Source organism: Bdellovibrio sp. HM001, from assembly GCF_055397275.1.
Genome location: NZ_AP029174.1, coordinates 1,585,241 through 1,599,531, shown reverse-complemented (window position 1 = coordinate 1,599,531; position 14,291 = coordinate 1,585,241). Strand labels below are relative to the sequence as shown.

Here is a 14,291-nt window from a genome sequence, read left to right as displayed (position 1 = left end):
AGTACGCTGCAGAAGTTCATGCGACAGCGTACTAGATACAAACTTCCAGAGGAAGTTCCTGAAGATTATAAACGCTGGCCATGGAATATCCGTAAGCACCCGAATCCATCACCGCCAGGAAATCACCTTCTTTCACCGTGGTCAAAGAGCGATCTTTTGCAAAGAAATCCGAAGATTCGCAAATAGGGCCGACCACGTCCACAACCATCGCCGAAGTTCCTTTGCATAGGGGTTCAATACGATGGCTGGCTTCATACAACGACGGACGAATCAGATGATTCATCCCTGCGTCCACGATCACAAATGTCTTTGCTGAAGTTTCTTTAATATACTGAACCTGAGTGATCAGCACCCCACAATGCGCCACCAACCAGCGCCCCGGCTCTGACTGCAACTCACAGTTCAAGTCGCCCAAAGTCTCCAGCGTGATTTTAGCATATTGTTGCAGCAGGGATTCTTCCAACTCCAGATCCACGCGATCATAGAAAATACCCAAGCCCCCACCGAAATCAAATTTCTTGAGTTCCGGAAAATCCTTTTGCAGATCCAAATAGACTTTCTTAAGTTTTTGCAGAGCTTCCTCATAGCCGGAAAACTCGAGCATCTGAGAGCCCAGATGCAGACTGACACCCACCAAAGAAATAGAATCAGAATAACTTTTCAAACAGGAAGTCAGCGCCGGGATCAACGACAACTCCATCCCGAATTTATTATCCTTTAGGCCGGTGGCAATATAGGGGTGCGTCTTAATATCCACATCGGGATTTAAGCGCAACGCCACCTGCGCATTTTTACCCATCTCACGCGCCAGTGTCCCAATGCGCTCAAGCTCCGGCAGGCTTTCAACATTAATCTGATAAATGCCCAACTTCAGGGCCTCACTGATTTCAAACTTTGTCTTACCAACACCGCTATAAACAATATCCTGAGGCTGAAAACCGCATTCCAAAGCTCGCTTGATTTCACCCAAGGAAACCACATCCGCCCCCGCCCCCAGGGACTTTAGCTTACTCAGCACTCCGGGATTGGAGTTGGCTTTCATCGCATAGAACAGACGCACACCTTTTAGAGCCCTCGTCATGGCTTTAAATCTCTGAGCTATAAAATCCAGGTCATAGACATAGATAGGCCGCATATAATTTGCCACCAGAGGACTTAAGGGCTTTTTCATAGGGCCTAGGCAGAGTTCGTTATTGATATATTCCAAGTGAAACCTCGTTGGTTTCGTTATGATGACTGATTCACCAAAGTTTGTCATGAAAACTTGTGTTCTCTCGCGTAACAGAAGAATCGTTTTGACGTTACCAGCAATGAGGATGTTAAGATGGTGGGCCAAAAGGACAGGCTCGCTATGAAAACTTCCATTTTTACTTATACCTCCAAAGGCCTCCCCGTACCGGCTTATCACTTTGAAAACAACGGCCCTGAAGTTCTGATTTTGGGCGGAGTTCATGGTGACGAAGTTGAAGGGGTTATTGCCGCGCAAGAACTTTTGAAGCATTTTATGCAAGCCTTCCCGTATAAACTGAATATGACTCTGGTCCCGCAGTTCAATCTAGAAGGTGTCATCTTCAAAACCAGAGGCAATGGCAACGGCGTGGATCTGAACCGAAACCTGCCCACAAAAGACTGGTCCCCTGAAGTAAAGACTCCGCGCTATCATCCAGGGCCTTTTGCAGGAAGCGAAAATGAAAACCACGGTCTGATGACTTATCTGGACCAGAAAAAGCCAATCTATGTTCTATCCCTGCACTCCTGGCATCCGGTTTTAAATGTGAATGGCGACTGCCGCAAGGTGGCCGAAGTTTTGGCCAAACTCACGGGTTACAAAATTGATGACGATATCGGTTATCCCACACCAGGCTGCCTGGGAACTTATGCCGGTCTTGAAAGAAACTGCCCGACACTGACTTATGAAATTGAGCGAGGGCTGGCCGCTGAAAAAATTATCGAAATCCATGTTCCGGCCATCTTGGAATCCCTGAAAGTATTGGAATAGTTTATAAATAGAAAGAGAGATCTCATGCAACAAGAAGTCACCCAGATTTTTGCTGACGTTCAAGGCGGAAAAAGCGTTGATCAACTGAGCACTCAGGAGCTCAAGGCCGTCTTTGAAACAATTGAGGGCCTGGACGCCGGTCGCCTGCGCGTAAGTCAAAAACAAGATGGTCAATGGATCACCAACGAATGGATCAAAAAAGCCATCCTGCTTTATTTCCGCATCCAAAAGATGGAAGCCATGTCAGCCGGGGATCTTGCTTTCTTCGATAAAATTCCAACAAAACAATGGAGCGAAGAAGATGGCGTGCGTGTCGTTCCTCCGGCCGTGGCCCGCAAAGGATGTTTCATCGAAAAAGGGGCCATCTTGATGCCTTCTTACGTGAACATCGGTGCCTATGTCGGCTCCGGCACCATGGTGGACACTTGGGCCACCGTTGGCTCTTGCGCGCAGATCGGTAAAAATGTGCATCTTTCCGGCGGTGTGGGCATTGGCGGGGTTTTGGAACCCATCCAGGCCTCTCCAGTGATCGTTGAAGACAACGCCTTCATCGGCAGCCGCTGCATCGTGGTCGAAGGGGCCGTGATCGAAGAAGGGGCTGTATTGGGCGCCGGGGTCACCATCACTGCCAGCACAAAGATAATTGATGTCACGGGTTCCGCCCCGGTGGAATACAAAGGGCGCGTTCCTGCCAACTCGGTGGTCATTCCAGGGACACAGATGAAGGAATTTGCCGCCGGAAACTATGGTGTTCCTTGCGCACTGATCATCGGTAAGCGCAAAGCCAGCACCGATCTGAAGACATCCTTGACTGATGCTCTTCGCGATCATCAGGTCAGCGTTTAATTTTTTTCGAATTATCTCATTCGCAAAGCATCGGACGGCTGCACTTCTGCAGCCGTTCTTGCAGGAATATAAGATCCCCACCATGCAATCAGGGCACTGACGATCAAGACACCAAAGACCAGCCAGAAGTCCACCAACGCGGGAATCGACGAGTCATAATAAATATCTGAAGGCAAAAACTTGATGGGATTGTATTGGATATACAGACTGATACCTGTTCCCAAGACTGTACCGGTGACAACGCCAATCGAAGCCAGGAAAAAGCCGATTTGTGTAAAGGTCATCACCGTCTGACGTGCAGAGAATCCTATTGCACGCAAAATCGCAATATCGCGCTTTTTCTGCGACAGCAACAGGGCCAGGACGCTCATGATGGAACTTGCCGCGATCATTCCCGCCAGCCCCAGGAAGATGCCGATGGTCAGTTTTTCCAGTTTCAACGCATACAACAAGGCCGAATTGCGATCCATCCAGGTCTCAACACTGACACCCTCAAACTTCGCCAGATCATCGCGAACAGACAGGACATCTTTTTCATTCGCAAGCCAGACTTCAATACCGTTCTTGCGCATACCTTCGGTGGTCAGCGCATTCAAAGCCTCACCACGTTGATAATAAATATACTGACTGTCCAAGTCCGGCAGACTGGTAGTCACAATTCGTTTGATACGAACGCGCTCAAACTTGGGGGTTTCCCCTGGAGGCAACAACAACCCCGAAGGCGACACCACCGTCAGGAAATCCCCCTCAAAAACACCCAATGACTGCGCCAGATCCACCCCGACGACAACCTCACCTTTGCCAGGAACATCCTCGGGATCCCAGAAATAAGCCGGAGAACTACGGTCCTCATTTTTGCGATCTACCTTTTGCAGCTGTTCAATAAAGTGTTCAAGACTTTCGCGGGTCACCCCACGGGCGATTCCACCCCGGAACTGTCCATCCTGACTGCGAATGATGACGTCCATAGACTCATAGACGTAGGCTCGATTCGCAGGATTTTCCTTCAAACGCTGAAACACCGGATGACTTTCAAGTCCCTGTGAAGTCCCCACCCCGGCGACCTGAATATAGAGATGAGGCTCCAGCCCCAGAATGCGCTGGCGAATGCTGCCGTTCATACCATTCATGACAAACAGAACAACCAAAAACGCAGTCACGCTGATACAAATGCCTACCATGGAAAGCCAGGCAATTCGGCGCACCAGCGCCCCGGCTCTTTTGGAAAAAATAAAATGACGGAATAAGTGCCCAACCAGCATCCTAGAATCATAAGGCGGTCAGGAAGCTGCGCACAAGCTCGTTAGTGAGTTTTTCCGTTGGTTTTAAACATGGCGGCAAGCTTTTCGCCGACATAATTATTCACAATGCGCTCATAGACCCCGGAATCACGCATCTTCTGGAGTTCGCGATCAAAGTCATTGCGCATTTTTTGATCACGAAATACCACATAGGACTTATTCGGCTCTTCAAAGATTGGAAAGACCTCAATATCTTCCAACACCCCCACCTGGGGAACCATGGTTTTTCTGAACCAGGCAAAGATCGAACGATCCATGATCAACACATCAATCTTCTCGTTCCAAAAGGCTTTATACTGCTCGTCCTGCTTGGCAAACTCCACATACATATTTGGCAAAATGCCCGATGCCCGTGGAGAAAAATGCCGCGAAAAATCTTTCCCCAAATCCTTCCATGCATTGACCCAAGCCCCCACACGGAGCCCCTGCAGATCCTTCACTGACTTGACTGAAAGTTTTCTGGCTTTAAAACTCATCGCCACATTGTTATAGATCACAAACGCCTGGGAATAATAACGAGATCCATCACTACCTAAGGGAACACCGACAACAACATCGAAGCTGTTTCCGTGTTTCGCCTCCGCCTCGATGCGATAAGGGGAAATGGACTGAGGCTTCATTTGATAGCCCATGCGGCTTAAGACCTCCCGAGCCAGATCGACTTCGATCCCTCGCAACTGCTCGTTTTCTAAAAACGCATAGGGCGGTCGGGCTTTGCCAAAAGCCACTGCCAGCGTTTTTTCACTTTTGGCCCAAACCGAAGAGCCCACAAACAAAACTGCGATCATTTGAGCCAACAAACGCATCGTTTGCATGATTCACCATTCCCCTGCTCTGACGAGCACAGGTCTTATCGTGCAAACTTCTTTATTGCTGAAGAGTAATTAAATTAATTTGATAATTCATATTTGCGCCCCAGATCGGGACGCATGGCTATTTCTGACTCGCTGGAACGCGAGCATCTTCTTCTTCCCTAACTTCCTTCACACTACTGCGCATGAAGAAACTTTTTTGCATGGCTTTCAAAACCACCACTGTCTCATTTAAGGCCTGCACCAAACGCACACTGGCACCTGGCAATTCACCCTCAACCTCTTTCACGGCTGGTCCCAGGGCACGCGTCATGACTGCCAGGTTCTGGGTCATCACCGCAAGGTCTTTGGCCATGGCAGGATTAGCTTCGTTCAACTCCGGCAAAATTTTATTGATCTCCCGAGTCGTCACAGCAAGATTACCCACCAGCTTTTGCACCCCATCATCGTGAGTTGCCTGCTTGGAAAGCTTAATTACTTCCATGGACATCGTATTAAGATTCTTCACCAATGGATCCATACGGTCGATCACACGAACCAGGCTCTCGGCACGACTCTTGTCGGCAAAAGCATCCACCAGAACCTGCACGCTTTCCAGGATACCACCCAACTTGCTCAAGTAAGAATTCAGATGTTTTCCGCTCATCAACGTCATCAGATCCACTGTCTCCATGGACTTAATGGCACTCTGATCAGGGATCACGTCGTACTCTTCCCCGCCAACGGTCAGCTCCAAAACTCTCTCCCCGATGATGAAGGGACGGATCAACTGCACCGTGCTGTTCTCACGCACACGATTTTGGAATTTCCCCAGAACATAGAAGCTCACACGAATGCGGTTGTCACTTTCAAGCTCGACAGTTTCAACCTCACCGGCACGAAGACCGGCCATCTGCACCAGCGTTCCTTGGTGGATTCCGTCGGCATTTTCAAAAGTCGTCGTATAGCGCACCTTGGGTTCAAACCACCCCTGCTTGATCGCGGCACTCACCCCTGTCAGGATCACCCCGCAGATGGCCAGCATCACGAACAGCCCTGCCACTCTTTCAAACTTGTTGAATTTTACTTTCATAGATGAACAACTCTTTTCTCCGGATCCACCGCCTGGAAGTACAATTGTCCTTCATCCAGATGAATGATCTGATAGTTGAAAAGATTCATGAACTTTTCATCGTATGAACTGATGAAGACATGCTTCAGCAGGCCCTCCTTGCGCAAACGATGAACATGATCGGCAAAAATATAAACACTGTCCTGCCCCAGCCCGACACTGGGATCATCCAGCAACAACATTTCCGGTTGCATGACCACGGCCCGCATCAAGCATGTCAGTTTACGAATACGCCCCGGCACGTGCGCCGGTCTTTCGTGGGCAAATTTTTCGATTCCGAATTCCTTGATCATCGCTTCCACACGAGCTTTAGATTCTTCCGGCGTCAAAATCTTATGATACAACAGGGGAAGCATCAGATTATCATACAGGGTGCGGTTGTTAATCAGACCACCATAGTCAAAGGAGTAACCAATCTTCAGACGGTATGGCAGGAATTCTTCAAAAGACATGTCCACCACATTTTCACCGTTGATCAGATACTTCCCGGATTGTGGGATCTGCAGGCCTGCAAGAATCTGCAGCAGCGAACTTTTACCTGCCCCCTCTTCGGCCTTCACCCACAAAATTTCATTCATGGGAAAATCGAATTCCACATTCTGGACGATAGGTTCCTGTCCTTCATGAGTAAAAGACACGCCTTCAAATTTAAGACTTTCGATTTTCATCAGACCACCCCTAAACTGCGAAGTTGATTTAGATAAAACAATGCTGTGACCATAAGATTAAAGACGACCACAAAGATAATGCTGTTCACCACCGCCTGAGTCGTCACCTGCGGAACCTCATGGGGACTGCGCTTCACGGACAAGCCCTGATAGCAGCACACCACAAAGATAATCATTCCGCTGAATCCATTTTTTAAAAGGAAGATAAGCACGTCTTCCTTGGCAAAAGCACGCATCAAAGAATCGGTGTAAAACGCGAAAGGCAGATCCTGAATAAAGCGCGTCACCAGGAAACCGCCGATCAAGGCGATGAAATTGAAATAGAAAGCCAGCCCCAGAACGCTGATCACTCCACCCAAAACCCGCGGGAAAACAATGAAACTCAGCGGGTTTATGCCCATACTTTCCAAGGCTTCGATTTCGCGATTGGCACGCATGTTCCCGACTTCCGAGGCCACAGCTGTTCCCGAACGCGCAATCACCACCAGCGCCACCAACAGGGGCCCTGCCTCACGCACGATCATCACGATCAGGAAATTCCCGATCATCTGGGTCCCACCCAGCATGGAAAGATTGGAAACGGATTGCAAAAGAATGATGGATCCTGTTCCCAGCGCCAGGACTGAAACCAGCGGTAATGCCTGCCAGCCAGTGAAATAAATCTGCGCGGAAATGACCCCCACGATCTGCCGGAAGCCTTGAGCGCGGTCCATGATTGTGGCGCGAAGAGAAAGATAGACCATCAGGAGAACACGCGCCGTGTACTCCAGATTCTTTGTTACAGATCTTCCTAGCGAGTCAATATGCGCCAGTAAAGAAGTCATGATCCACCCTCGATTTCCTAGGGACTTTATCGGATCAAACCAGGAAAAGGATATTAAGTCGAAGGTCTGGTTTTAGTAGGCCCAGAGAGAGTAAAAGAAGGATTTCAGGGCCTCAAACCCCGACTCCCAGACAGAAGACTCAAAACGTCCCCCGATAATGGCGTGTTTTTCGATGTATATATTCTCCGGAAAGGTCGCCCGGAATGTCTGATAAGAACGATACATGTGCAGGCGTGAGGTCACCAGAAGAATATCCCGGCACTTCAAAGCCTCGACGATGGGAAGACTTTGTTGAGCATTGCCATAGGTGGTCTCTGAACGACGGTCCAGAACCACATCATTTTCGCTCAAACTTCCATAAAAGGGCCACACCGGCATGATCTCGCGCAAACGCGCATTGGAATACACACCCGAGATGACCAGCTTCTTGACATTCTGATTTGCCAGAAGGTCAAACCCCTCCCGCACCCTGCCTGCACCGCCAGTCAATACGACGGCGCAGTCTGCAGTGGGAGTCTTCGTCCATGACTGAATTTTCTCACCCTGCACTTTGTGATACTCATCCACAAAACGATAGAGCACCACTGCACTTAGCAGCAGCAGCGCCCAGAAAGAGCGGGATTTCAACAAGGACTTAGCGATGCGCAATGACTTCAATCTCCACGTTCACACCCTTAGGCAAAGCTGCCACAGCAACAGTGGAACGTGCTGGTGGAGCTTCTGTGAAAGCTTTAGCATAAGTCTCGTTCACAACCGCGAAGTCCGCCATGTTGGTCAGGAAGATGGTGCTCTTCACGATATTGCTGTACTTCATTCCAGCTGCAGCCAATACCGCCTCGATATTTTTTAGAACCATTTCAGTTTGGGTTTTGATATCGCCGGTGAAAACTTCACCCGTCTTTGGATCAATCGAGATTTGACCGGAACAGAACAAAAAATCACCCATCTGAACAGCCTGAGAATAAGGACCCACGGCCTTCGGTGCATTGTCTGTGTGAATTACTTTTTTCATGAATCTCTCCTTAAGAGTTTATTAGAAATAGAAAATGATTCCCGCGCTGAATGGACTGTCAGCGATAGTTCTGAAGCGTACGTTGTCCATTGAAACAACACCCACCCCCCCTTCGAAGGTGAAGGCCAAAGAATCCAAACCTGTAAAGAAGAACTCGCCGCCAAACAAGGCATTAAGTTCAAAGCCGGACTGCTTATCCCCGTTGGTTTCTTCATTCAATACACCAACTGAACCACCCATATAGAAGTTCATGTTATCTTCTTTGAAGACCACACGGCGAATACCCGCGTTGAAGGCAAATTTTGAGTAGTCCTTCTGCGTGTCAACACCAAGACCTCCCGCCAAAGCCATGTCCGGCGCGAAGTAATAAGTTGCCGCCAGCTGCGGCAGGTTCAAAGCCGAATGAGTTTTCACACCCACCCCCAAACGGTTGGTCAACTCTTTCGCCTGACCTTGAACGGTGAATCCTACTGTCATCAAGCACAAAGCCAACGCCATTTTTTTAAGCACTTTTCTCTCCTCTGTTTTGGGATATTTAGCCTTTTTATTAAAGGCAAAACTGGGAACCGGGGCAAAGGATTTTACTTCTTACAACGGGTGTCAATTCCTTGTGTCCTTGCGACTTTCGTGGGAAACGGAGCACATGAAACTCATTTTCTGCATTCTTATATCTTTCTTGGTTCTTTCTGAGGCTCATGCCGTCGTCTATGGCGATCATTGGGTGGCTTTAAGTCCGGAAGAAAAGGAAATGCTCGAAATCGCCATCGAAGAAGCCGCTCTTCCCAGCTACTGTCCCCGCCTTGGCGAATTTGCCGCCAAATCCCGCTGGGAACGTCCGGCTCTCGAGGCGGAGGCCGACTTGATTCTGGTTGATAAAAAACGTCGACTGATTCATCTCATGCAACAGGAACAGATTCTGGCCACTTACTCTACGGCTCTTGGCGGCAGCCCCGTGGGCCACAAAAAGAAAGAAGGCGACGAAAAGACGCCCGAAGGTCGCTATATCTTCGAAGTGAAAAATCTAAAAAGTGAGTATCATTTAAGCCTGGGCATCAACTATCCCAACCGTAAAGACAAGGCCGACGCTTTAAAGAATGGGATCAAAGATCCTGGTGACAGCATCATGATCCACGGCCTTCCCAATAGTTGGATTAAACGCAAACTGATCCGCCACCCCCGCGATTGGACGAAGGGGTGCATGGCCGTCACCAATTCTGAGATTGAAGAAATCTTTGCCCGCATGCCCTTGGGCGGAATGATTGAAATCTGTCCGTGAATAACGCCCGTCAGATGAGTGAATCCGCAATCGCCGCCAAAAAGTCAGAGGAAAAAGCATCCGTCTTTTGACTCTCCCGCTCCCAGACTTTTTCTTTCAGAAAGCGGAACCCCACACCGGTCTCTTGCATAGTCGTTAAAACAGCCTGATCAATTTTTTCGGCAAACATCACTATCTGCGCTTCCACCGGCACTTTGTCAGCAGGGACCTGGCTTGGGAACCCCTTGCCATCAAAGCGCTCATGTGTGCAGACCATCGCGGCCTTGATTGCCTCGCTGATCGGCACTCCTTTGCCAAGACATCGATTCAAAGAAAGCACTGGGTGATATCCAAAGGATTGTGGCAACTCGGAACTATCCCCCTGCTTGCCGCCATCTCCCAAGAGGTACCGACGCACAAGACTTTCCTCGACATCAAGCAGCCCGACATCCGTCAATAGACCCGACATCAGGGCCACCCGCGGATTCCCCTGTCCACTGCGCTTGGAAATAAGTGCGGCATACGCCGCAATCCACGGCGCCCGCCACAAACGATAGAAGTCACCACTCAGGGACTCCCGGAACAGATCCCAAAGATCCTCCTGACCTTCGAAGGTTTTCAGCAGCTCCTCACCAGCGGACTGCAGCGATTCATAGGCGGCAACAAAAGACTCCTGGGACGAGGATTTAAAATCAAAAAGCAAAATTTCATTCAGTTGCAAAGAGGCCTGATAAAGCGCCAAAAACTGAGCCCGGGCCCGCATTCTCATGCCTTTACCAGAAGTGTCATAGTAGCTTGCAATGTATTGAGAATACCGCTCACTGTCCTTCTGCAGGATGAAAACCCCGTCTGCAGCAGAGACTCTCTGATAACGGTCATCAGATAAGACAGAATTTGAATGAGTCACAGCCACATAGCGCTGATTCAAGGGCTGCCGGATGAATACCGGAAAACTCAGGGTTGTCATCGGGAATAGATCACTGATTTTTATATCGAAATACTGAGCCCGACAACGTTGCAGACACAGGTATTCGAACTTCATCGTTTGAAAATATTCCGCCTGCGACAGCGGTGTTATGCGGGTGTTCGCCGTGCCCTCCAGATTTTCCCGTGATAAGGACGGCGCCATCACCGTCACCAAACGAGAGCGCGGGAACGCATGCAAAACCTGATCAACCCGGACTGCAAAATCCTGCAAAGATTCCTGATCCTCCTGACTCAGAAGAATCAACTGCGCACGCATCAGGTCCAGCGTGGCCCCTTTGCTAAGGTCTGAAAAATCCATGTGCTGAAATGTCAGGAAGTAGCGCGACACAATGTGCTTGGCGCGATTCAGAATCCTTTCATTTCCAGAAAGAATCAGAAGCTCCAGCTTTTGTCTGAACATAGGAGGTGGCATTTTAGTGTCTAACATCGCGTCTTTAAAAGCTTAATGAGGAATCTTCCACCTGCCAACAAAACTTTTACGGGTTGACAATTTCACCCCTCCAACGAATCCTATCTGGACCATATCGAGAAAGGATCATTCATGAAGCACCTTATCGCAGGACTTGCCACCGTTCTTTTGTCCTTAAATGCCTCGGCCGCCCTTCTGACTTCCGAAGGCAGTGGTGAGAAAATCGAAAAAGTCACTCTTTCCAGTTCAGCAACGGCTCAGGTTGAAAACGAAGCCGTAAAATTAACTTCCGTCGGGGCCGGACTTCGCGCTAAGAAAGTTGTTTTCGTCAATGTGAAGGTGTACGTCGGTCAGTTGTTCGTGAGCACCCCGGAGAGTTTCAAAAAGACTGACTCAGAAGCCCTGACATCCCTGAAAGATCAAAAGGCTGTAGCCATCCAGCTTCACTTCTTGCGCGATGTGGATGCGGACAATGTGCAAAAATCCTTCAAGGAAGCCTTGAAAGCCAACAACGTCAGCCTTGACGATGCCGCAGTAAAACAATTCCTGGACTCTGTCTCCAAAGGTGGCGAGGCGAAAGACGGCAAAGCACTGACAATCTTGGGTGCAAAACTGAAAGACGGTTCTGAATCTGTGTTCTACGAAACCACTTCAGGAAATGTTTCTGAAATCAAAGGACCTGCTGGTTTCATCGAAAAGGTCTTTGCGATCTGGTTGGGGAAACCATCCGACGATGGCGTTGCGAGCTTGAAAAAATCCATCCTGAAAAAGTAGTCACACCGGGGGCAGGTTTCGGCCTGCCCTGCAGAATAAAGTACCCCGAATGACTTGGCCCCTCTGTCGCCATTCAATCTGAAGCTCTCTCCTGGATAATAGAAATTGTATTTTGAAATAGAGGGCCTAAACAGGTGCTCTTACCCCTGATGAATGTGAAAATAAGAAGAATTGGAGCGGAACATGAAAGTCTTCCTTTTTGCGGCCTCCCTGCGCAAGGGATCCTACAATAAAAAACTGATTCGAATCGCCGCCGAACATCTTCGCACATTACCCTTCTGCGAGGTGGACTTGTGCGAATTTAACGACTTCCCCATGCCGATGTACGATGGCGACCTTGAGTCCTCCCAGGGAATTCCTGAGGGCGTGCAAAAACTGGCGCAGAAAATCCAATCAGCCGACGCCATTGTCATCTCCAGCCCGGAATACAATGGTAGCATTCCCGGAACGCTTAAAAATGCATTGGACTGGGTTTCCCGTATCAAACCACTTCCGATCGCCAAAAAGCAGATCCTGCTGATTGGGGCCTCGCCAGGGTCTTTAGGGGGCATTCGCGGGAACATCCACGCAAGAACCCCCTTCCACATCCTTGGAACTTACCTGTACCCAGAATACTTTGGCTTGGCGAAGGCGGATTCCGCGTATGATGAGAAAGATCAACTCATTGATGCAAAACAAGATGAGCGCTTAAAAAACTTACTTCTGGATTTCATTCACTATGCTGCGCGCAAGGAAACCCCATTTGAAGCCTTAAGTGAATTTGTTGAAGAAAGACTGCAAAAGCCAAAATGAAGGCAGCACCTTCATTTTCGAGCAAATAATTTTTAGGGCACAACTCCCGAAAAGAACCGCAAGATGTGGCGTAGCCCTCGATGCGACACGAGGTGTTCCAAAAAAGAAAAGGAGAGGATCAACCTCTCCTTTGAACAACAGCCAGCAATAGTTTTAAATATTTTGAAATTCTCAGCCTGCATTGCGAGGTGGGTCGACGTGAACCGTCGGCACGACCGCTGCGGGTATGGCCTTCATACTCGGAGCTTCCACTTTTGCAACCTGCTCTTCTGCTTTTTTGCCATCACCCAGATTCAGCATAACAACTCCCAAAATAATCAGGGAGGTCGCCAATACTTTCTGAAGCGGAAGAGGCTCGTTGAAAATAACCAAGCCCAGGAACGCCATTAGCGCCGTTCCCACGCCTGCCCAGATGGCATAGACGTTACTTACTGGAAGATACTTTAAGGCTACAGTGAGGCTTATAAAGCAGATTCCATGACATGCTACTGTGAGCACGGATGGGAGCACCTTTGTAAACCCCTCTGAGTACTTCATCGTGATCGTTCCAAAAACCTCAAAGATAATTGCTGCTGCAAGATACACGTATGCCATAAGACACCCTGTCGCATCTCGACCCTTTCTTTTGTCTATTCAATTTTTGTTTCCCCGTGCTCGGGTGAATCCCCGAGAGATCTTTTTTTGAACCAGTCGACAAAAAAGACTTAAAAAGCGAACAGGAAAAGATTCCTGTATTTGATATAACTAGAATACCACAGCTCTTTAAAAAAAGCTCTCATGACTCGACCTCAATGAGATTAAACAGTCTTTTCGATAACTTAGACATGAGACACAGCGAATATTTTTAGCCCATATTTTGTTTAATTACACATATTTATGTTTATTTATTTTCCCATTTTGAAACAAAAATGGGCCTACAAAGGCCCAACTCAACGTCTCCGATTGAAGTGAAAATAAAAGAAAAGGCGCTGGCAGAGTCACCAGCGGTGTCAGTCATCATCCCAGCCGGAACTACTCAGAAATCCATTTTTGCGTCTGATTGAGGCGATAATGCTCAAATAGGCAGAATACTAAGCACGCAGCAGAGTCCTCAACCCGGGAGCTTTGAGGAATTCACCATATCGATAGGGTAGATTCTGAAATCGAGTTGAGTTTTAGACAAAAAAAAACCCGGCTTACTTTCGTAAGTCGGGTTCGAGTAAAAAAGAGCTGGCATCGTGCTACTCTCCCACATGGTCGCCCATGCAATACCATCGCCGCAAGAGGACTTAACTTCTGAGTTCGGAATGGGATCAGGTGTGGCCCCTCTGCTATAAACACCAGCAAAGCGTTTATTAAGTCAAAGTGGTTAGCTTCTTACACTAACCTTTCTGTTCTTTGCAACTTGCTTCCAACACAAATGGAGAAGTTACTTCTTTTAGTTACAATCGAATGATTGATTTAATTGATTTTTAGCGATTAACGGTTAGTCCCATCAATCACTCTCTTACTTATTCAGAGA

Annotated in this window: 16 protein-coding genes and 1 rRNA gene; 5 read left to right on the top strand and 12 right to left on the bottom strand. The window is 48.4% G+C overall.

The features are described 5' to 3' along the window. Positions 1–31: 31 nt before the first annotated feature. On the bottom strand, positions 32–1,171 hold the full coding sequence (gene lysA, locus ACZ5ZZ_RS07655; protein WP_464142109.1) for a diaminopimelate decarboxylase: 1,140 nt from the start codon (positions 1,169–1,171) through the stop codon (positions 32–34). Between the two features lie 180 nt (positions 1,172–1,351). On the opposite strand from lysA, the gene ACZ5ZZ_RS07650 reads away from it, so the two are divergent. Beyond that, positions 1,352–1,999: a M14 family zinc carboxypeptidase gene (locus ACZ5ZZ_RS07650; RefSeq protein ID WP_464120987.1), complete on the top strand. Its 648-nt coding sequence runs from the start codon at positions 1,352–1,354 to the stop codon at positions 1,997–1,999. A 24-nt stretch (positions 2,000–2,023) separates the two neighbouring features. Further along, complete coding sequence (locus ACZ5ZZ_RS07645; RefSeq protein WP_464120986.1) at positions 2,024–2,845, top strand: 2,3,4,5-tetrahydropyridine-2,6-dicarboxylate N-succinyltransferase; 822 nt, start codon at positions 2,024–2,026, stop codon at positions 2,843–2,845. A gap of 11 nt (positions 2,846–2,856) precedes the next feature. On the opposite strand, the gene ACZ5ZZ_RS07640 is transcribed toward ACZ5ZZ_RS07645, so the two are convergent. The 8 genes from ACZ5ZZ_RS07640 to ACZ5ZZ_RS07605 all read right to left on the bottom strand — a co-directional run bounded on the left by ACZ5ZZ_RS07640 (position 2,857) and on the right by ACZ5ZZ_RS07605 (position 9,083). Further along, positions 2,857–4,107, bottom strand: a complete 1,251-nt coding sequence (locus ACZ5ZZ_RS07640) for an FtsX-like permease family protein (protein ID WP_464142107.1) — start codon at positions 4,105–4,107, stop codon at positions 2,857–2,859. Positions 4,108–4,148: 41 nt separating this feature from the next. After that, positions 4,149–4,961 carry a substrate-binding periplasmic protein gene (locus ACZ5ZZ_RS07635; protein ID WP_464142105.1) on the bottom strand — a complete coding sequence of 271 codons (813 nt, stop codon included), beginning with the start codon at positions 4,959–4,961 and terminating at the stop codon, positions 4,149–4,151. Positions 4,962–5,079: 118 nt separating this feature from the next. Beyond that, positions 5,080–6,030, bottom strand: coding sequence for an MlaD family protein (locus tag ACZ5ZZ_RS07630; RefSeq protein ID WP_464120983.1), 951 nt, complete (start codon positions 6,028–6,030; stop codon positions 5,080–5,082). Further along, on the bottom strand, positions 6,027–6,737 hold the full coding sequence (locus ACZ5ZZ_RS07625) for a cell division ATP-binding protein FtsE (RefSeq protein WP_464120982.1): 711 nt from the start codon (positions 6,735–6,737) through the stop codon (positions 6,027–6,029). Before ACZ5ZZ_RS07625 ends, ACZ5ZZ_RS07630 begins: the two co-directional genes overlap by 4 nt. Beyond that, the gene (locus tag ACZ5ZZ_RS07620) at positions 6,737–7,561 is read right to left on the bottom strand and encodes an MlaE family ABC transporter permease (RefSeq protein ID WP_464134868.1); all 825 of its coding nucleotides are present in this window, start codon (positions 7,559–7,561) and stop codon (positions 6,737–6,739) included. Before ACZ5ZZ_RS07620 ends, ACZ5ZZ_RS07625 begins: the two co-directional genes overlap by 1 nt. Positions 7,562–7,633: 72 nt before the next feature. Further along, positions 7,634–8,218, bottom strand: a complete 585-nt coding sequence (locus ACZ5ZZ_RS07615; protein WP_464134866.1) for a YdcF family protein — start codon at positions 8,216–8,218, stop codon at positions 7,634–7,636. Then, entirely contained in the window at positions 8,196–8,573 is a 378-nt protein-coding gene (locus ACZ5ZZ_RS07610) for a RidA family protein (protein WP_464120978.1), read from the bottom strand. The genes ACZ5ZZ_RS07615 and ACZ5ZZ_RS07610 overlap by 23 nt, the downstream gene beginning before the upstream one ends. Before the next feature lie 21 nt (positions 8,574–8,594). Next, on the bottom strand, positions 8,595–9,083 hold the full coding sequence (locus tag ACZ5ZZ_RS07605; RefSeq protein WP_374001767.1) for an organic solvent tolerance protein: 489 nt from the start codon (positions 9,081–9,083) through the stop codon (positions 8,595–8,597). Between the two features lie 133 nt (positions 9,084–9,216). Here ACZ5ZZ_RS07605 and ACZ5ZZ_RS07600 point away from each other — a divergent pair, with 133 nt between their 5' ends. Continuing rightward, positions 9,217–9,849 carry a L,D-transpeptidase family protein gene (locus ACZ5ZZ_RS07600; RefSeq protein WP_464120977.1) on the top strand — a complete coding sequence of 211 codons (633 nt, stop codon included), beginning with the start codon at positions 9,217–9,219 and terminating at the stop codon, positions 9,847–9,849. A gap of 10 nt (positions 9,850–9,859) precedes the next feature. On the opposite strand, the gene ACZ5ZZ_RS07595 is transcribed toward ACZ5ZZ_RS07600, so the two are convergent. Next, complete coding sequence (locus ACZ5ZZ_RS07595; protein ID WP_464142104.1) at positions 9,860–11,215, bottom strand: HD domain-containing phosphohydrolase; 1,356 nt, start codon at positions 11,213–11,215, stop codon at positions 9,860–9,862. A 141-nt stretch (positions 11,216–11,356) separates the two neighbouring features. Here ACZ5ZZ_RS07595 and ACZ5ZZ_RS07590 point away from each other — a divergent pair, with 141 nt between their 5' ends. Both ACZ5ZZ_RS07590 and ACZ5ZZ_RS07585 read left to right on the top strand, forming a co-directional pair. Next, the gene (locus ACZ5ZZ_RS07590) at positions 11,357–11,998 is read left to right on the top strand and encodes a chalcone isomerase family protein (RefSeq protein ID WP_464120975.1); all 642 of its coding nucleotides are present in this window, start codon (positions 11,357–11,359) and stop codon (positions 11,996–11,998) included. Between the two features lie 183 nt (positions 11,999–12,181). After that, a complete protein-coding gene (locus tag ACZ5ZZ_RS07585; RefSeq protein WP_464120974.1) occupies positions 12,182–12,790 on the top strand; it encodes an NADPH-dependent FMN reductase in 609 nt (202 codons plus the stop codon). A gap of 171 nt (positions 12,791–12,961) precedes the next feature. Here the strand turns inward: ACZ5ZZ_RS07585 and ACZ5ZZ_RS07580 are convergent, their stop codons facing one another. Beyond that, entirely contained in the window at positions 12,962–13,384 is a 423-nt protein-coding gene (locus ACZ5ZZ_RS07580) for a DMT family transporter (RefSeq protein ID WP_464120973.1), read from the bottom strand. Between the two features lie 613 nt (positions 13,385–13,997). Then, positions 13,998–14,114, bottom strand: a 5S ribosomal RNA gene (gene rrf, locus ACZ5ZZ_RS07575). Positions 14,115–14,291 lie beyond the last annotated feature (177 nt).